This window comes from Kitasatospora cystarginea, from assembly GCF_039533515.1.
GTDB lineage: Bacteria > Actinomycetota > Actinomycetes > Streptomycetales > Streptomycetaceae > Kitasatospora > Kitasatospora cystarginea.
Genome location: NZ_BAAATR010000027.1, coordinates 57,177 through 75,086, shown reverse-complemented (window position 1 = coordinate 75,086; position 17,910 = coordinate 57,177). Strand labels below are relative to the sequence as shown.

Genomic DNA, 17,910 nt, shown 5'->3' with positions numbered 1-17,910 from the left:
CGCGGACAGCCTGCGAGGGACCTCCGCCGAAACAGAACAGCCGTGCAGGTTGTTATCAACCACAGGCTGTTATCCACCCCAAGGGTGCCTACCGGATTCTTCCGGGCCGAAGCACCATCTCGTCCGCGACCCTGAGGAGTTCCCGTGGCCGGCGCCACCATCACCGTGACCGACGCGACCTTCGACGCCGAGGTCCTCAAGAGCGACAAGCCCGTCCTCGTCGACTTCTGGGCCACCTGGTGCGGCCCGTGCCGCCAGGTCGCCCCGATCCTGGAGGAGATCGCGAAGGAGCACGGTGACAAGCTCACCGTCGCCAAGCTGGACGTCGACAACAACCAGGAGACCGCGACCACGTACAACGTGATCTCCATCCCCACGCTCAACGTCTACCAGAACGGCGAGCTGGTGAAGACCATCACCGGCGCCCGCCCGAAGGCCGCGCTGCTGCGCGAGCTGGCCGACTTCATCTGATCGGCGGCGCAGCCACCGAGCACGCCCGAGGGCGGGCCACCGGGAATTCCGGTGGCCCGCCCTCGCCGTCTGCTCCGCCGCATCCGGCAGCCCCGCTCAGAACGGCCGCAGGGCCGGCTCCTTCCGGGCACCGCCCAGCAGCCGTTCCAGCGCGACCTCCACGTCCCCCTTCCAGGAGAGCGTGGTGCGCGCCTCCAGCCTCAGCCGGGGGTAGCGGTGGTGCGGGCGTACCGTCTTGAAGCCCACCGCCAGCAGGTGCTCGGCCGGCAGTACACAGCTCGGAATCTCCCGGCCCACCGCACCGAACGCCTCGATCGCCTTGAAGCCCCGGCCGACCAGGTCCTTGGCCACCGTCTGCACCAACACCCGGCCGATCCCCTGCCGCTGGTAGCCGGGCAGCACTCGACTGATCATCAGCTGTACGGCGTCCGGCGAGATCGGACTGGTCGGGAAGGCCAGCGAACGCGGTACATACGCGGGCGGCGCGTACAGCACGTACCCGACGGGGATCTCGTCCACGTAGACGATCCGACCGCAGGAACCCCACTCCAGCAGTACGGCGGAGATCCAGCCCTCCTTCTCCAGCTCGGGCTTGCCGGACTCCACCGCCGCCTTGGCGCTCACCGGGTCGAGCTCCCAGAACACGCAGGACCGACACGTCGTCGGGAGATCCGCAAGGTTGTCCAGCGTCAGCGGAACGATCCTCCGTCCCACGCCCCACACCTCCTCATCCACCCCGGGCGGACATCACATCGATGAGCTTCCTCCGGAAACGGAACGGGTGCACGTTTCACGTGAAACATGCACCCGAACCCAAGCTCCGGAACCCTCAGCCCTGCGACAGCCGCAGGCCGTCCTCACCGGGAGCCAGACTGTCCAGAATCCGGTTGAGGTCCTCGACGGAGCCGAACTCCAGGACCACCTTGCCCTTGCCCAGCTTCCCGTTCCGCTGCGACACCTCGACCTTCACCCTGGTCTCGAACCGGTCCGAGAGCCGCTCGGAGAGATCTTCGAAAGCGGGGGTGAAGAGCTTCCCCGCCTTGGGGGAGGGGCGCTTCGGCTTCTGCTCCCGGTCCATCACCGCGACGATCTCCTCGGTGGTACGCACCGAAAGACCCTCCGCCACGATCCGCCGGGCCAACTGGTCCTGCCGCTCGCCGTCCGGGACGCCCAGCAGTGCCCGGGCGTGGCCCGCCGTCAGCACGCCCGCTGCCACCCGGGCCTGCACGGCCGGGGAGAGCTTCAGCAGTCGCAGGGTGTTGGAGACGTGCGAACGCGAGCGGCCGATCCGGTCGGCCAGCTCGTCGTGGGTGCAGGAGAAGTCCTGCAGCAGCTGATCGTAGGCCGCGGCCTCCTCCAGCGGGTTGAGCTCCGCCCGGTGCAGGTTCTCCAGCAGCGCGTCGAGCAGCAGCTTGTCGTCCTCGGTGGCCCGGACGATCGCCGGGATCAGCTCCAGGCCGGCCTGCTTGGAGGCCCGCAGCCGACGCTCGCCCATGATCAGCTCATACTGCCCGCCGTCGACCTGACGGACCACCACCGGCTGGAGCAGGCCCACCTCCTTGATGGAGGCGACCAGCTCGGCCAGCTTGTCCTCGTCGAAGACCTCGCGTGGCTGACGCGGGTTCGGCCGGATCGCGCCCAACGGCAGCTCGGCGAACCTGGCGCCCGCGACCGGGTGGAGCACCGCCTCGCTCAGCACCGCCTCCAGCACGCTGTGCTGCGACTGCCCGGCCTGCTCCCGTGCGCTCCCGGCCGCAGCCTTCGCCGCCGCCGTACCCCGTCCGGACGGAAGCACCGGAACCGCAGTCGGGGAGAGCACGCCGGAGGGCACCGCCGGAGCAGGCTCCCCCGTCCGCGCGGCCCCCGCCGCCGGCGCGCCCGCGAGCGACTCCTCGGCCGGGCCGGCGGCCGGCCCCACGGCCGGTGTCGCCGCCGGGATCAGTGCCCCGAGCCCTCGTCCCAGCCCCCTGCGCCCACCACTCACCGGTTGTCCTCCATCGTGCCGTGCTGTGCCATCGGAACAGCCGGCGCGTCACTCGCGCTCCGCTGCTGTCCCACCGAGCCGTGCTCCACCGCGCCCTGTCCCGCACTACCGGGCTGCCCCAGGCCGACCGCCCTCAGGGCCAGCTCACGGGCTGCCTCCAGGTAGGACAGCGCACCGGTGGAACCCGGGTCGTAGGTGAGCACGGTCTGCCCGTAACTCGGAGCCTCGGAGACCCGGACCGACCGCGGGATCGCCGTCTGCAGCACCTCCTGCTGGAAGTGGGTCCGAACCTCCTCCGCCACCTGGGCCGCCAGCCGGGTTCGGGCGTCGTACATGGTGAGCAGGATGGTGGAGACGTGCAGCGTCGGGTTCAGGTGCGCGCGGACCAGTTCGACGTTCCGCAGCAGCTGGCCGAGCCCCTCCAGCGCGTAGTACTCGCACTGGATCGGGATCAGCACCTCCTGGCCCGCCACCAGCGCATTGACCGTCAGCAGCCCGAGCGAGGGCGGGCAGTCGATCAGGATGTAGTCCAGCGGCTGTTCATAGGCCGCGATGGCGCGCTGGAGCCGGCTCTCCCGGGCCACCAGCGAGACCAGCTCGATCTCGGCACCGGCCAGGTCGATGGTCGCCGGGACGCAGAACAACCCCTCCACGTCCACCACCGGCTGCACCACGTCGGCCAGCGGCTTGCCCTCCACCAGCACGTCGTAGATCGACGGCACCTCCGCGTGGTGGTCGATCCCGAGCGCCGTGGAGGCGTTCCCCTGCGGGTCGAGATCGACGACCAGGACGCGCAGGCCGTGCAGTGCCAGCGCTGCGGCCAGATTGACGGTGGTGGTGGTCTTCCCCACTCCACCCTTCTGGTTGGCCACCACGATCACCCTGGTCGCCGTCGGCCTGGGCAGCCCTTCACCGGCACGCCCGGCAGCTCGTACTGCGGCCCGGGCAGCGCGCGCGATGGGCGTGTCATCGATCTGATCGATGGTCTCCGAGTCCTGCATGTGGGTCAGTGTTTCACGTGAAACCGGAGCGGCAACAGTCGCCGCCCGGCTGCGGGTGAGGATTCCAGAGAGCAGGGAGCGACGTTTCACGTGAAACACCATGCCCGCAATGCCGGAAATCTGACGGTGCGACACTCCGACGAGTGACGGCGGCGCCACCGAGGGCACCCGAAAGCACCAAGCGGGCGGCTCGCGCCACCCGCCTGTTCACCCCCGGGCGATCCGATCCGCTGCCGCCGTTCACCCCTTCCCCCCTCCATAGGGCGCAGCCTCAGGACGTCAGGCCGAGGGGATCCACCGCTCGCGCCGCGCCCGCCCCCGAGGTGGAGTGGTCTATCGCCGGATTCGGCATCGGCGCGCCCGTTCCCCGGACACGCCACCGCCTCCAACGGGCCGGCTCCTCAGCCGGCCTTCCGCTTCACGACGGGGCCGTCGGCCTGCCGGGGCCCGCAGCCCCGGCAGGAGTACGGGCCCGGAAGAGTCGCGGCCCCGGCAGGGGGTGTGGCCCTGGCCCTGGTGGAGCCGGGGGCCACCCGCCCCGCACCGTGCCCGTGAACGGGGCCTCAGCGCCGCCGGCGCCCAGCCCCGCGGGGGCCGTCACCGGCCTTGCCGGACCTCCCGGCCCGGGCTGCCTTCGCCCTGCGGGTCGCCGCCTTCACCCCGCCCGGGCTCTCCCCGGCCTCCACCCGGACCACCCGGGTCGAGGTCTCCAGGGTGCCCTCACCGACCGAGATCACGGACCAGTTGACCGCACCGAGCTTGGTCAGCGCCGCCCGCGAGTCCGCCAGCTCCTGCTCCGCCGTGTCGCCCTTGAGCGCCAGCATCTGCCCGTACGGACGCAGCAGCGGCATCCCCCACCCGGCCAGCCGGTCCAGCGGTGCCACCGCCCTCGCGGTGACGATGTCCACCGAGAGCTTGCCGACCATCTCCTCGGCCCGGCCGCGCAGCACCGTCACATTGTCCAGGCCGAGCTCGCGGACCACTTCCTCCAGGAAGGTGGTCCGCCGCAGCAGCGGCTCCAGCAGCGTCACCGAGACATCGGGACGCGCCATCGCCACCGGGATGCCGGGCAGCCCGGCACCCGAACCGACATCGCACAGCGAGGTACCGGTCGGCAGCAGCTCGGCCAGCACCGCGCAGTTGAGCACATGGCGGTCCCAGAGCCGGGGCACCTCACGCGGACCGATCAGCCCGCGCCGCACCCCGGCCGTCGCCAGCAGCTCGGTGTACCGCAGAGCGACCGGGAACCGCTCGCCGAAGATCTCCTGCGCCACGGCCGGCGCCTGCGGCAGTTCCTGCCGACCGTCCTCGCCGCCGTCCGCCGGGGTACCCGCGGCCGCCACGCCGTCCGTCTCCATCTCAGCCTCTCCGCTCACCGTCTCCACCGACCCGCACTCACCGGGTGGGCCATCCGGTCCATGTTCCATATGGGCTCTGTTTCACGTGAAACACAACGCGTGAAACCACAACGCGTGAAACGCGACCGCCGCCGACCGTGGCACACCTGCCCTCGTGTGCCCGGGCGGCCCCGAAGGGACGACGACCCCGCCCGCACGAAGCGGACGGGGTCGGTCGACAGGCCGCCTGCGACCTCAGCCCGGCAGGACGACGACGCAGCGCTGGGGCTCCTCGCCCTCCGACTCGCTGCGCAGACCCGCCGCGGCCACCGCGTCGTGGACCACCTTGCGCTCGAACGGGGTCATCGGGCGGAGCTTCACCTGCTCGCCCGTGCTCTTGACCTGCTCGACCGCCTTGCTGCCCAGCGCCGCCAGCTCGGACCGCTTGCGCGCCCGGAACCCGGCAATGTCCAGCATGAGGCGGCTGCGCTCGCCGGTCTCCCGGTGCACCGCCAGCCGGGTCAGCTCCTGCAGGGCCTCCAGCACCTCGCCGTCGTGGCCGACCAGACGCTGCAGGGAGCGGTCGTTGCCGTCGCTGACGATGGACACCAGAGCGCGGTCGCCCTCGACATCCATGTCGATGTCACCGTCGAGGTCCGCGATGTCGAGCAGACCCTCCAGGTAGTCGGCCGCGATGTCACCCTCCTGCTCCAGGCGGGCGATCAGACCGTCGGCAGCGCCCGCACCGGTCGCGGCCTCGGCCTCGGCAGCAGAGGTGGTGCCTTCCGTCACTGATGGACTCCTTCAGGAATGGGCCCTCGGGTGGGCCGAGAAACGAAGATCTGGCTGAAGTCCGTCAGGACTTCTTCCTCGGCCGCTGGCCGCCCTGCCCGCCCCGCTTCGGCTGCTGACGCGGGCCCGGCTTGCCCGCACCCGGCTTGGCCGCGCCCGGCTTGCCCGTCGTCGCCTTGGCCGGAGCCGACCCGGCCGGAGCGGGCTCGTCGGCAGCCGGCGAGGCCGACTCCGCGGCCGCGGTCTCCGACTCCTTGGCCAGGGGGGTCTGCGCGCCGGCGCCGCCGGGCTGCGTCCCGCCCTGCTGGCGCTGCGCCTTGGTCTGCTTGCGCGGCTGCTGCCGCCGCACCTGCACCGCGTCCTCGACCACGGCCTCGGCCGAGGCCGCACCCTTGCCGGAACCACCGGAGAACAGCGCGAGCGGCCCGCTCTTCTTCACCGAGCCGTCCGGGTTCAGCCGGCCGGCCTTCTTCAGCCGGGCCTGGCGCTCGGCATACGCCTTGCTGCCCGGCGTCGGGTTGTTGCGGATGACGATCAGCTGCTGACCCATCGACCAGATATTGGTGGTCAGCCAGTAGACCAGCACACCGACCGGGAAGTTGATGCCCATCACGGCGAACATGATCGGGAAGACGTACATCAGCATCTTCTGCTGCTGCATGAACGGCGTCTTGACCGTGAGGTCCACGTTCTTGGTCATCAGCTGGCGCTGGGTGACGAACTGCGACAGCGACATCAGCACGATCATGATCGCGGTCACGATCTGCACGTTCAGCTGGTCGGAGCCGACGAACTTGGCCGACAGCGGGGCACCGAAGATGTGCGCCTGCTTGGCGCTGGCCAGCAGGCTGGGAGTGATGACGCCGATCGTCTTGCCGCTCGCGACCGAGCTGAGCACGCCGTAGAGGGCGGTGAAGAACGGCGCCTGCACGAGAATCGGAAGGCAGCTGGAGAACGGGTTGGTACCCGCCTCCTTGTACAGCTTCATCATCTCTTCGGACTGGCGCTGCCGGTCGTTCTTGTAGCGCTCCTGGATGGCCTTCATCTTGGGCTGGATCGCCTGCATGGCCCGAGTCGCGTTGATCTGCTTCACGAAGAGCGGGATCAGGCAGATTCGAATGACGACCACCATCGAGGCGATCGCCAGACCCCACGCCCACCCGCCGTTCGGGTCGAAGACGTGGCTGTACAGCGTGTGGAACTGGACGATGATCCAGGACACTGCGGTGTACAGAGGACTGAGGAAGGACCAGGTCACCGGTCAGACTCCTTGGACATCGGGCTTGGCCACCGGCTCAGGCCCGGCGGTCCCGCTCTTCGGGCTCAGCAGATCGCGCAACCGACGGTGCCAGACCGGGTGCTTGCGCGGCGGTACATGGTCGACCCCACCGGGCGACCATGGGTTGCAGCGCAGGATGCGCCACGCGGTCAGGGCACCACCCTTGACCGCGCCGTGCACCCGCACCGCTTCGTACCCATAGTGCGAACACGAGGGGTAGTACCGGCAAACCGGGCCGAGCAGCGGACTGATCGTCCACTGGTAGAGCCTGATCAGCCCCATCAGCAGGTACTTCATCGCCCTGCTCCTGTCGGCACGGCATCGGCCGGCTCCGCCCGGAGCAGCCGCCGCAACGCCGCGTCCAGGTCGTGCTCCAGATCCAGGTACGAAGCCGTCCCGGCCGGGGGCAGCGCACGTACCACTATCAGGCTACCTGCGGGGAACCGGGACAGGCGCTCGCGGACCAGGTGACGCAGTCGCCGCTTCACCAGATTGCGGACGACCGCGGGACCGACAGCCTTGCTCACGACGAAACCCGCACGCGCCGAAGGGAGCCCCTCGGCGACGTGCGGGTGGGAGTCGCTGTTCCGGTCGGTCCGTGCCACAGCCGCCCCGTCTCTGTTGAGATGGACGACCAGCAGGGGCCGACCGGCCCGACGACCGCGTTTCACTGCGGTCGCGAAGTCCTGGCGCCGCCGCAGCCGATTCTCGGAGGGCAGCACTGCAGACCTCGGATTCGGATCAGGCGGACAGGCTGGCGCGGCCCTTGCCACGGCGGGCAGCCAGGATGGCGCGGCCGGCGCGGGTACGCATCCGCAGCCGGAAGCCGTGGGTCTTCGCGCGACGACGGTTGTTCGGCTGGAAGGTGCGCTTGCTCACTCGGGGGCTCCTGAGATGAATCGTAGGACGACGGGACGTCGCTTGGCCGTCACCGTGCGTCCGCGCGATCTCTCCTGGTTGAGAAATCTGGCCGCAACGTCCCAGGTCGGCTGGGGTTGCGGCAAACCACGGCGCCCGTGCTGCGCGCCTTGATGGAAGCGGGAAGACCCGCGGACATGCGGCAGCGGCCATCGACAACTCGACCTGGTTACGGTACGCGGCACGGGGGCGGAGGGTCAAACCGGCCACCCGGCCCCACCGGCACCCAGTTCCGCAAAGGCCGCCGATCATGATGAGCCGGACCGGCGCCGGTCCGTTCCACACACCCGCGTGGCCCTCGTCCGCAGCCCGGGCCGCAACTGCGCGCGCCCGCCCACGCACCGGGAGTACGTTCACCCACAGCCTGTGGACAACAACTTGAATCAGCCCCATCGGCTGACTACCGTTGCAGGACTTGTCGGGATTGTTCATCGGATCGGACCGGCACCCGGAGTCCCTTGACACCCCCGATTCGGGGAACGAGAAAGCGTGCACCAGTGGCTGATGTCAACAGCGATCTCGTCGTTGTCTGGGCGAGAGTCGTCGAGCGGCTGGTCAACGACTCGGGCGTCGGCGACAGCGACAAGATGTGGCTGCGCCGTACCCAGCCGATGTGGATGATGCACGACACGGCCCTGCTGGCCGCGCCCAACGAGCGCGCCAAGCAGGTGCTGGAGGGCCGGCTGCTGCCGCCGCTCACCGAGGAGCTCAGCCGCGAGTTCGGCCGCCCCGTACGGATCGCCGTGATGGTGGACGCCAACGCCGTCCCGCCGGCTGCCGGCCCCGCGCCGTCCGAGCCCCAGCCCGCCGACTCCCGCCCCCAGCAGCCGCAGCACCCCCAGGGCGGCCAGGCCCGGGAGTGGCAGCAGCCCTACCGCGAGCAGGAGGCCGAGGCGGGCCGCTGGCCCGTCGCCGAGAGCTTCCCCGCTTCCGACTACTCCGGCAGGTACGACTCCCCGGCCGCCGAGGCCCCCCAGGGCTACGAGCGCACCGGCCGGTACGACACCGCCGGCTACGACCAGCGACCCGCCCCCTACGGCGGTGAGCAGCCCGACTGGGCGGAGACCTCCGAGCGGCCGGGCGGCTGGGACGGCGGCTACGGCACCCGGCCCGCCGAGCGGCGCGGCGAGTCCCCGTCCCGGGACTCCGGCACCGCCGCCCAGGGCGACCTCTTCGGCGGCGCGTACGGCGCCGGCCCGGACGACCGTCCGCGCAGCGCCGGCGGCGTCCGGCGCACCCCGCCGGTTCCGCAGCGCCAGCCGGGCGTCCAGCCCGATCCCGGGGTGCAGCTCCCCGACACCCGCCCGCCGGCCGGGGGCTCGCCGGGCGGTGCGCTGCCCGAGCGCACCCCGAGCCCCGGCGTGCCCGCGCCGCCCGGCGCTCCCCCGGCCGGCGGCTCGCGCAAGGACGAGCCCGCGGCCCGGCTGAACCCCAAGTACCTCTTCGACACCTTCGTGATCGGCGCCAGCAACCGCTTCGCGCACGCCGCGGCGGTGGCGGTCGCCGAGGCCCCGGCCAAGGCGTACAACCCGCTCTTCATCTACGGCGAGTCCGGCCTGGGCAAGACCCACCTGCTGCACGCCATCGGCCACTACTCGCGCAGCCTCTTCCCGGGCACCCGGGTGCGCTACGTGAGTTCGGAGGAGTTCACCAACGAGTTCATCAACTCGATCCGGGACGGCAAGGCGGACGCGTTCCGCAAGCGGTACCGGGACATGGACATCCTGCTGGTGGACGACGTCCAGTTCCTGGCGAGCAAGGAGTCCACGCAGGAGGAGTTCTTCCACACCTTCAACACCCTGCACAACGCCAACAAGCAGATCGTGCTCTCCTCGGACCGGCCGCCCAAGCAGCTGATCACCCTGGAGGACCGGCTGCGGAACCGCTTCGAGTGGGGACTGATCACCGACGTCACCCCGCCCGAGCTGGAGACCCGGATCGCGATCCTGCGCAAGAAGGCGATCCAGGAGCAACTCAATGCTCCCGCCGACGTGTTGGAGTTCATCGCATCCCGGATCACCCGCAACATCCGGGAGTTGGAGGGCGCGCTGATCCGGGTCACCGCCTTCGCCAACCTCAACCGGGCGCCGGTGGACCTGGAGTTGGCGGGCATCGTCCTCAAGGACCTGATCCCGGGCGGCGACGAGGACGCGGGTCCCGAGATCACCGCGCAGGTCATCATGCAGCAGACCGCCGCCTACTTCGGGCTGGGTGTGGACGACCTCTGCGGCTCCTCGCGCAGCCGCGTGCTGGTGACGGCGCGCCAGATCGCCATGTACCTGTGCCGGGAGCTCACCGACCTGTCGCTGCCGAAGATCGGTGCCCAGTTCGGCGGCCGGGACCACACCACGGTGATGCACGCCGACCGGAAGATCCGCTCGCTGATGGCCGAGCGGCGCTCCATCTACAACCAGGTCACCGAGCTGACCAACCGCATCAAGAGCTAGTACGGGACGCCTCGGCCCGTTTGAAGGGGAGTCAGGACCACCTGGCTCCCCTTTCGCATGCCTGCGGGAGCACGGGCCGCAGGTGGCCGCGCGGCGCTCTCGCAGCCGCCCGGAACGGGCTCCGGCGGGACGGTCGTGGAAGAAAGCAGGTGTGACGGCCGCGATCACGGGGCAGGATTCGTACAGTCGACGCTTCGCCAGGTGGACTGCCGCAACGAACATCTGACCGTCGATTCGAACGGGACGGAGTCGGTGGACGGCAATCCACAGGACCGGGTGGTTTTCCCCCGTCCACAGGCTGGGGAGCCCCGAGTTATCCAGAATTCGTCCACAGGACGCTCGCCGCTACGCTCTTCGACGCAGGTCAGACCCCTGTGGACTTGTGCACAACAGTTATCCACAGGCTGTGGACAGTTGGCGACCCCTCAGTGCGCCGGATGGGTTATCCACCGACTGTCCCCAGGAGAGGGCCGGTTATCCCCAGGTTCTCCACAGGGGCATCCACAGTTCGACAACATGCAGCAACAATTCACCTGCTGGTGTGAAAGCCGTCACGAGAAGTTGACAGCGCCCCGTGGATAAACCGGCCATGATCTGGGGATGGGGCTGGGGATAACCTGTGGATACCCTGAGTGCCCTGTGGGTAACGCTCCGCTGTCCACAGCGGACGTTGCTTGTCCACAGCTCCGATCCACACCCACTGTGGACAAAAAATGGGCCCTGACCTGGGGAAACGTGGTTATCCACGGTATCCACAAGCCCTACTACTACCACTACACCTATAGACCCCTTGCCTCGATCAACAGCGGGGTGGGCCAAAATCTGTGGACAGTCCGAACCCGACATCTGTTCGGACTTGCATCCGCCCGATTGCCCAGTCTGTCGGTGGAGTACGTCAGACTGTTCCTCGGCAACTGGAAACCGGAGGGCTCAGGCTCGGCGGCCAGGTGTCGGTAGACGATCAAGAGCGCAAGCGACAGCGGAGTCCAGGAGGCGGTTACCGGTGAAGTTCCGGGTGGAGCGTGACGTCCTCGCGGAGGCGGTGGCCTGGGCTGCCCGCAGCCTCCCGGCGCGGCCGCCGGTGCCGGTGCTGGCCGGCCTGCTGCTGACGGCCCAGGAGGGCACCCTGGCGCTGTCCGGGTTCGACTACGAGGTCTCGGCCCGGGTCGAGCTGGAGGCGGACGTGGAGGAGGCCGGCACCGTCCTGGTCTCCGGCCGCCTGCTGAACGACATCTCGCGCAACCTGCCCAACCGCCCGGTGGAGATCTCCACCGACGGCATGCGGGTCAGCGTGGTCTGCGGCAGCTCGCGCTTCACCCTCCCCAGCATGTCCGTCGAGGACTACCCGGCCCTGCCGCAGATGCCGACCGCGACCGGCAGCGTCCCTGGCGACGTCTTCGCCTCCGCCGTCAGCCAGGTCGCCGTGGCGGCCGGGCGGGACGACACCCTGCCGGTGCTCACCGGTGTCCGGGTCGAGATCGAGGGCGACCGGATCACCCTGGCCGCCACCGACCGCTACCGCTTCGCGGTCCGCGAGCTGCTGTGGAAGCCAGAGCAGGCGGACATCTCCGCCGTCGCCCTGGTCCCGGCCAAGACCCTGCAGGACATCGCCAAGTCCCTGGGCAGCGGCGACAGCGTCTCCATCGCGCTCTCCTCCGGCGGCGCCGGCGAGGGCCTGATCGGCTTCGAGGGCGCCGGACGCCGGACGACCACCCGCCTGCTGGAGGGTGAGTTCCCGAAGTACCGCACGCTGTTCCCGACCGAGTTCAGCGCGATCGCCGCGATCCAGACCCAGCCGTTCCTGGAGGCGCTCAAGCGCGTGTCGCTGGTCGCCGAGCGCAACACCCCGGTCCGGCTCAGCTTCGAGCAGGGCGTGCTCACCCTGGAGGCCGGCTCCGGCGACGACGCCCAGGCCACCGAGCGGGTCGACGCCGACCTCGAGGGCGATGACATCTCGATCGCCTTCAACCCGGGCTACCTGGAGGAGGGCCTCAAGGCCATCGACGCTCCGTACGCCCAGCTGAGCTTCACCACCTCGACCAAGCCGGCCCTGCTCAGCGGCAAGGCCGCGGTGGACGCCGAGGCGGACGTCGCGTACCAGTACCTGATCATGCCGGTGCGGCTCTCCGGCTGACGGCCGGCCGCCCCTCGGCCGGGGCCCGTCCTCCACAGGGTGGGCATGCCCCGGCCGGGGCGTCACCCGCAGCCTGTGGAGAACGTCCGGGCACTGCGACCCGTCCACGGGTCGGTCCACAGCCTGTGGACATCCCGCCGCACCACGAGACACAGCCTCCCTCGGTCCACCCCGACCGGGGGAGGCGCTGTGCGTCCCGGCGTAGGCTCAGGCTGTGCGGCAACGGCGCCGCTGCCAAGCACGACACCACAGTGAAGGACAGTTGTCATGGAGCTCGGCCTCATCGGTCTCGGCAAGATGGGCGGCAACATGCGCGAGCGCATCCGCCGCGCCGGCCACACCGTCATCGGCTACGACCGCAACCCGGAACTCGCGGATGTCGACAGCCTCGAGCAGCTGGTCAGCAAGCTGCAGGGCCCGCGCGTGGTGTGGGTGATGGTTCCGGCGGGCGGCCCGACCCAGGACACCGTTGACCTGCTGGCCGAGCTGCTCTCGCCCGGTGACGTGGTGGTCGACGGCGGCAACTCGCGCTGGACCGACGACATCAAGCACGCCGAGACGCTGGCTGCCAAGGGCATCGGCTTCGTGGACTGCGGCGTCTCCGGCGGCGTCTGGGGCCTGGAGAACGGCTACGCGCTGATGTACGGCGGCGACGCCGAGCACGTCGCCAAGGTGCAGCCGATCTTCGACGCGCTGAAGCCCGAGGGCGAGTTCGGCTCGGTGCACGCGGGCAAGGTCGGCGCCGGCCACTTCGCCAAGATGGTCCACAACGGCATCGAGTACGCGATGATGCAGGCCTTCGCCGAGGGCTGGGAGCTGCTTGAGGCGGCCCCCGAGGTCACCGACGTGCGCGAGGTCTTCCGCAGCTGGCAGGAGGGCACGGTGATCCGCTCCTGGCTGCTCGACCTGGCCGTCCGCGCGCTGGACGACGACGAGCACCTGGCCAAGCTCAAGGGCTGGGCCGCGGACTCCGGCGAGGGCCGCTGGACGGTCGAGGCCGCGATCGACCACGCGGTGCCGCTGCCGGCGATCACCGCCTCGCTCTTCGCCCGCTTCTCCTCCCGCCAGGAGGACTCGCCGCAGATGAAGATGATCGCTGCGCTGCGCAACCAGTTCGGCGGCCACGCGGTCGAGTCGAAGTAACCGCGGTACGCGGCAGCCGGTAGTACCAGCAGTACGACAGTCCCAGAAGGCGAGCGCAGTCCACACCCATGCATGTCGTGCATCTGTCGCTCGCCGACTTCCGGTCCTACGCCCGGGTCGAGGTGCCCCTCGATCCGGGCGTGACCGCCTTCGTGGGGCCGAACGGGCAGGGCAAGACCAACCTGGTCGAGGCGATCGGCTACGTCGCCACCCTGGGCAGCCACCGGGTGGCCACCGACGCCCCGCTGATCAGGCTCGGCGCCGAACGGGCCGTGGTCCGGACGTCCGTCGTACAGGCCGGCCGCACCACCCTGGTGGAGCTGGAGATCAACCCGGGCCGGGCCAACCGGGCCCGGCTCAACCGCTCCGACAACGTCCGCCCGCGTGACGTCCTCGGCGTGCTGCGCACGGTGCTGTTCGCCCCGGAGGATCTCGCCCTGGTCAAGGGCGACCCGGGTGAGCGCCGCCGCTTCCTGGACGAGTTGCTGACTGCCCGGGCCCCCCGGCTGGCCGGTGTCCGGCAGGACTACGAGCGGGTGCTCAAGCAGCGCAACGCCCTGCTCAAGACCGCCGCGACGGCCCGCCGATCCGGTGGTGGCCGGGGCGCCGACCTCTCCACCCTCGAGGTCTGGGACGGCCACCTGGCGCGGGCCGGAGCCGAGCTGACCGCCTTCCGGATCCAGCTGGTGACCGCGCTCCAGCCGCTGGTGGCGCGGGCGTACGAGCAGCTGGCCCCGGGCGGCGGGGCGACCACGCTGGAGTACCGGAGCTCCTTCGAGAGCGACGCCCTGCCGACCAGCCGCGAGGAGGCCGAACAGCAGCTGCTGGCGGCCCTGACGGAGGTCCGCTCGCAGGAGGTGGCCCGCGGGCTGACCCTGGTCGGGCCGCACCGCGACGAGCTCGTCCTGAAGCTCGGGCCGCTGCCCGCCAAGGGGTACGCCAGCCACGGGGAGTCCTGGTCGTACGCGCTGGCGCTGCGGCTGGCCTCGTACGAGCTGCTCAAGGCCGACGGCGGTGAGCCGGTACTGATCCTGGACGACGTCTTCGCCGAACTGGACGCGCGCCGCCGGGAGCGGCTGGCCGAACTGGTCGCGGACGCCGAGCAGGTCCTGGTCACCGCGGCCGTCCCCGAGGACGTGCCGAAGGCGCTGTCCGGCGCCCGCTACGCCGTCTCCGACGGCACCGTCACCCGCCTCGACTGAGCGCCCTTGCGGTGGCGGGCGTACCCCGTGCGGGCCCGTTCCCGGGAGAGCCGGTCGCACCGTCCCATCGGGGCTTCGAGGTGCGGGTCGCCCGTGGCACGCCGTTCTGCCCCTTTGACGCAGTCCCTCCCGCATCCTGCCTCGGGGGATGCCCCTGCCCCGGAACGCCCGGGTGGCGTGGATCACTGCCGCACCGCCGTAAGCTGGAGGACTTCGTTGTCCACAGCCTGGGGAAAGGGGATCGCCGCGGTGAGCGACCAGGATCCGAGGTCTCCGGAGCCGTCGGGTGTGGATCTGGCCCGGGTGGCGCTGCGGGCGGCCAAGGAGCAGGCCCGCAAGCGCGGCGAGCAGGTCCGGGAGAAGCGCGAGGCGAAGCGGCACGGCCTGCGAAGCGGCGCCCGGGCGGACGGCCGCGACCCGGTGCCGCTGGGTGCGGCGCTGAACCGGCTGATCACCGAGCGGGGCTGGGAGGCCCCGGCGGCGGTGGGCGGGGTGATGGGCCGCTGGCCGCAGATCGTGGGCCCGGACATCGCGGCGCACTGTGTGCCCAAGCAGTACGCGGAGGCCGAGGCGGTGCTCACCGTGCAGTGCGACTCCACCGCGTGGGCCACCCAGCTGAGACTGCTGGCGCGCCAGTTGGTGGCCCGGTTGAACCACGAGCTGGGCCATGGCACGGTCCGGGTCATCAAGGTGCTCGGCCCGGACGCCCCCAAGCGCGGCTACGGCCGGCTGCGGGCACCCGGCAGCCGGGGACCGGGCGACACCTGGGGCTAGCCGTCGCGCCTTCGCCCCCCTTGCTCGCGGTTGTGCCGGCCGGTTGCCGGTGTCCGCTCCCGGGGCCCTTCCGGGCCGGCCGCCTCCCCGGCGCAGCCACCGGCCGACGGTCGCGGCGGTGAGGCGGCCCTTGGCTCCGGGCAGTAATCGGAGCAGCCACCTCCGGAATCGCTGGCGGCCCGCGTAAGGGCTCTGAGCCCCCCTGGCGAGTATCGGGACATGTGCGGAGGGGATTCAGGGCGGCACATCTGCCCTCAGGGGCTGCCAAACGGCCATCTCTGTCAGTCGTACCGGTAGACTAAGAGCCAAACACTGTTGCTCGCAGCAACCGAGTCAAGACGCCGTGGTCGCAGGCCTGCCTGGAAGTGGGCGGGGATGCGGCCCGCGCTGTGCCAGAGAGGGCGCTTCGTGGCCGATTCCGGCAACTCCAGCCAGACCCCAGAACCCACCGACCAGGCCGCCGAGGGCTCGTACACCGCCAGCAACATCCAGGTGCTCGAGGGCCTCGACGCGGTCCGCAAGCGCCCCGGTATGTACATCGGTTCCACGGGCGAGCGCGGCCTGCACCACCTGGTCCAGGAGGTAGTGGACAACTCCGTCGACGAGGCCATGGCCGGGCACGCCGACACCATCGACGTCACGATCCTGGCCGACGGCGGGGTGCGGGTGGTCGACAACGGCCGCGGCATCCCGGTCGGCATCGTCCCGGGCCAGGAGAAGCCGGCCGTCGAGGTCGTGCTGACGGTGCTGCACGCGGGCGGCAAGTTCGGCGGCGGCGGGTACGCGGTCTCCGGCGGTCTGCACGGTGTCGGTGTCTCGGTGGTCAACGCGCTCTCCACCAAGCTGGCGATCGAGATCCACACCGACGGCCACCGCTGGACCCAGGACTACAAGCTGGGCGCCCCGACCGCGCCGCTGGCCCAGCACGAGGCGACCGACCGGACCGGCACCAGCGTCACCTTCTGGGCCGACGGCGACATCTTCGAGACCACCGTCTACTCCTTCGAGACGCTCTCCCGCCGCTTCCAGGAGATGGCCTTCCTCAACAAGGGTCTGACCATCTCGCTGACCGACGAGCGTCCCGAGCACCTGGACGAGGAGGGCAAGCCGCTCTCCGTCACGTACAAGTACGACGGCGGCATCGCCGACTTCGTCGCCCACCTCAACTCCCGCAAGGGCGAGGTCATCCACCCCTCGGTGATCGACTTCGAGGCGGAGGACAAGGACAAGACGATCTCGGTCGAGATCGCGATGCAGTGGAACTCCTCGTACACCGAGGGTGTCTACTCCTTCGCCAACACCATCCACACCCACGGCGGCGGTACCCACGAGGAGGGCTTCCGCGCGGCGCTGACGGGCCTGGTCAACCGCTACGCGCGCGACAAGAAGCTGCTCCGCGAGAAGGACGAGAACCTCTCCGGCGAGGACATCCGCGAGGGTCTGACCGCGATCATCTCGGTCAAGTTGGCCGAGCCGCAGTTCGAGGGCCAGACCAAGGACAAGCTGGGCAACACCGAGGCCAAGACCTTCGTCCAGCGCGTGGTGCACGAGCAGTTCGGCGACTGGCTGGACCGCAACCCCAACGAGGCCGCGGACATCATCCGCAAGTCGATCCAGGCCGCCACCGCCCGCGTGGCCGCCCGCAAGGCCCGCGACCTGACCCGCCGCAAGGGCCTGCTGGAGAGCGCCTCGCTGCCCGGCAAGCTGAGCGACTGCCAGTCCAAGGACCCGGGCGAGTGCGAGATCTTCATCGTCGAGGGTGACTCCGCCGGCGGCTCCGCCAAGCAGGGCCGCGACCCGCGCATCCAGGCGATCCTCCCGATCCGCGGCAAGATCCTGAACGTCGAGAAGGCCCGGATCGACAAGGTGCTGCAGAACACCGAGGTCCAGGCGCTGATCTCGGCCTTCGGCTGCGGCATCCAGGAGGACTACGACGAGTCCAAGCTGCGCTATCACAAGATCGTCCTGATGGCGGACGCCGACGTCGACGGACAGCACATCCGCACCCTGCTGCTGACCCTGCTGTTCCGCTTCATGCGGCCGCTGGTCGAGGCCGGGTACGTCTACCTGGCGATGCCCCCGCTGTACAAGATCAAGTGGGGCAAGGACGACTTCGAGTACGTCTACTCCGACAAGGAGAAGGAGGCGGTCATCGCGGCCGGCGTGGAGGCCGGACGCCGGCTGCCCAAGGACGACGCGATCCAGCGCTTCAAGGGTCTGGGCGAGATGAACGCCGAAGAGCTGCGGGTCACCACCATGGACCCGGCGCACCGCCTGCTGCTCCAGGTCACCCTGGAGGACGCCGCCCGCGCCGACGACCTGTTCTCCGTCCTGATGGGCGAGGACGTGGAGGCCCGCCGGTCCTTCATCCAGCGCAACGCCAAGGACGTCCGCTTCCTGGACGTGTGATCCCGAGCGGATCCCACGA

Annotated in this window: 16 protein-coding genes; 7 read left to right on the top strand and 9 right to left on the bottom strand. The window is 70.3% G+C overall.

What is annotated here, in order from left to right; genetic code table 11:
* The first annotated feature begins 144 nt into the window (after positions 1–144).
* Positions 145–471 carry a thioredoxin gene (gene trxA / locus ABD369_RS26305; RefSeq protein ID WP_344639016.1) on the top strand — a complete coding sequence of 109 codons (327 nt, stop codon included), beginning with the start codon at positions 145–147 and terminating at the stop codon, positions 469–471.
* 96 nt (positions 472–567) lie between these two features.
* Here trxA and ABD369_RS26300 read toward each other — a convergent pair whose 3' ends face one another.
* From ABD369_RS26300 to rpmH, 9 genes are all read right to left on the bottom strand, one after another.
* On the bottom strand, positions 568–1,185 hold the full coding sequence (locus ABD369_RS26300; RefSeq protein ID WP_344639015.1) for a GNAT family N-acetyltransferase: 618 nt from the start codon (positions 1,183–1,185) through the stop codon (positions 568–570).
* Between the two features lie 115 nt (positions 1,186–1,300).
* Entirely contained in the window at positions 1,301–2,455 is a 1,155-nt protein-coding gene (locus ABD369_RS26295) for a ParB/RepB/Spo0J family partition protein (protein WP_344639014.1), read from the bottom strand.
* The gene (locus ABD369_RS26290; RefSeq protein WP_344639054.1) at positions 2,452–3,429 is read right to left on the bottom strand and encodes a ParA family protein; all 978 of its coding nucleotides are present in this window, start codon (positions 3,427–3,429) and stop codon (positions 2,452–2,454) included. Before ABD369_RS26290 ends, ABD369_RS26295 begins: the two co-directional genes overlap by 4 nt.
* Positions 3,430–4,019: 590 nt before the next feature.
* Positions 4,020–4,814 (bottom strand): 16S rRNA (guanine(527)-N(7))-methyltransferase RsmG, encoded by a 795-nt coding sequence (gene rsmG, locus ABD369_RS26285; RefSeq protein WP_344639013.1) that lies wholly within the window; start codon positions 4,812–4,814, stop codon positions 4,020–4,022.
* Positions 4,815–5,048: 234 nt separating this feature from the next.
* Positions 5,049–5,585 (bottom strand): Jag family protein, encoded by a 537-nt coding sequence (locus tag ABD369_RS26280; RefSeq protein ID WP_425557777.1) that lies wholly within the window; start codon positions 5,583–5,585, stop codon positions 5,049–5,051.
* Positions 5,586–5,649: 64 nt separating this feature from the next.
* Positions 5,650–6,843: a membrane protein insertase YidC gene (gene yidC / locus ABD369_RS26275; protein WP_344639012.1), complete on the bottom strand. Its 1,194-nt coding sequence runs from the start codon at positions 6,841–6,843 to the stop codon at positions 5,650–5,652.
* Between the two features lie 3 nt (positions 6,844–6,846).
* Positions 6,847–7,161, bottom strand: coding sequence for a membrane protein insertion efficiency factor YidD (yidD, locus tag ABD369_RS26270; RefSeq protein WP_344639011.1), 315 nt, complete (start codon positions 7,159–7,161; stop codon positions 6,847–6,849).
* Complete coding sequence (gene rnpA / locus ABD369_RS26265) at positions 7,158–7,586, bottom strand: ribonuclease P protein component (RefSeq protein WP_344639010.1); 429 nt, start codon at positions 7,584–7,586, stop codon at positions 7,158–7,160. Before rnpA ends, yidD begins: the two co-directional genes overlap by 4 nt.
* A 19-nt stretch (positions 7,587–7,605) precedes the next feature.
* A complete protein-coding gene (gene rpmH, locus ABD369_RS26260; protein ID WP_030059672.1) occupies positions 7,606–7,743 on the bottom strand; it encodes a 50S ribosomal protein L34 in 138 nt (45 codons plus the stop codon).
* Positions 7,744–8,279: 536 nt separating this feature from the next.
* Here rpmH and dnaA point away from each other — a divergent pair.
* From dnaA to gyrB, 6 genes are all read left to right on the top strand, one after another.
* Positions 8,280–10,229 carry a chromosomal replication initiator protein DnaA gene (gene dnaA, locus ABD369_RS26255; RefSeq protein WP_344639009.1) on the top strand — a complete coding sequence of 650 codons (1,950 nt, stop codon included), beginning with the start codon at positions 8,280–8,282 and terminating at the stop codon, positions 10,227–10,229.
* Between the two features lie 1,003 nt (positions 10,230–11,232).
* On the top strand, positions 11,233–12,363 hold the full coding sequence (gene dnaN, locus ABD369_RS26250) for a DNA polymerase III subunit beta (RefSeq protein ID WP_344639008.1): 1,131 nt from the start codon (positions 11,233–11,235) through the stop codon (positions 12,361–12,363).
* Positions 12,364–12,630: 267 nt separating this feature from the next.
* Complete coding sequence (gene gnd / locus ABD369_RS26245; RefSeq protein ID WP_344639007.1) at positions 12,631–13,506, top strand: phosphogluconate dehydrogenase (NAD(+)-dependent, decarboxylating); 876 nt, start codon at positions 12,631–12,633, stop codon at positions 13,504–13,506.
* Positions 13,507–13,574: 68 nt separating this feature from the next.
* On the top strand, positions 13,575–14,708 hold the full coding sequence (gene recF / locus ABD369_RS26240) for a DNA replication/repair protein RecF (RefSeq protein WP_344639006.1): 1,134 nt from the start codon (positions 13,575–13,577) through the stop codon (positions 14,706–14,708).
* Positions 14,709–14,957: 249 nt separating this feature from the next.
* Positions 14,958–15,482, top strand: a complete 525-nt coding sequence (locus ABD369_RS26235) for a DciA family protein (RefSeq protein WP_045303230.1) — start codon at positions 14,958–14,960, stop codon at positions 15,480–15,482.
* 375 nt (positions 15,483–15,857) lie between these two features.
* On the top strand, positions 15,858–17,891 hold the full coding sequence (gene gyrB / locus ABD369_RS26230) for a DNA topoisomerase (ATP-hydrolyzing) subunit B (RefSeq protein WP_344639005.1): 2,034 nt from the start codon (positions 15,858–15,860) through the stop codon (positions 17,889–17,891).
* Positions 17,892–17,910: the final 19 nt, after the last annotated feature.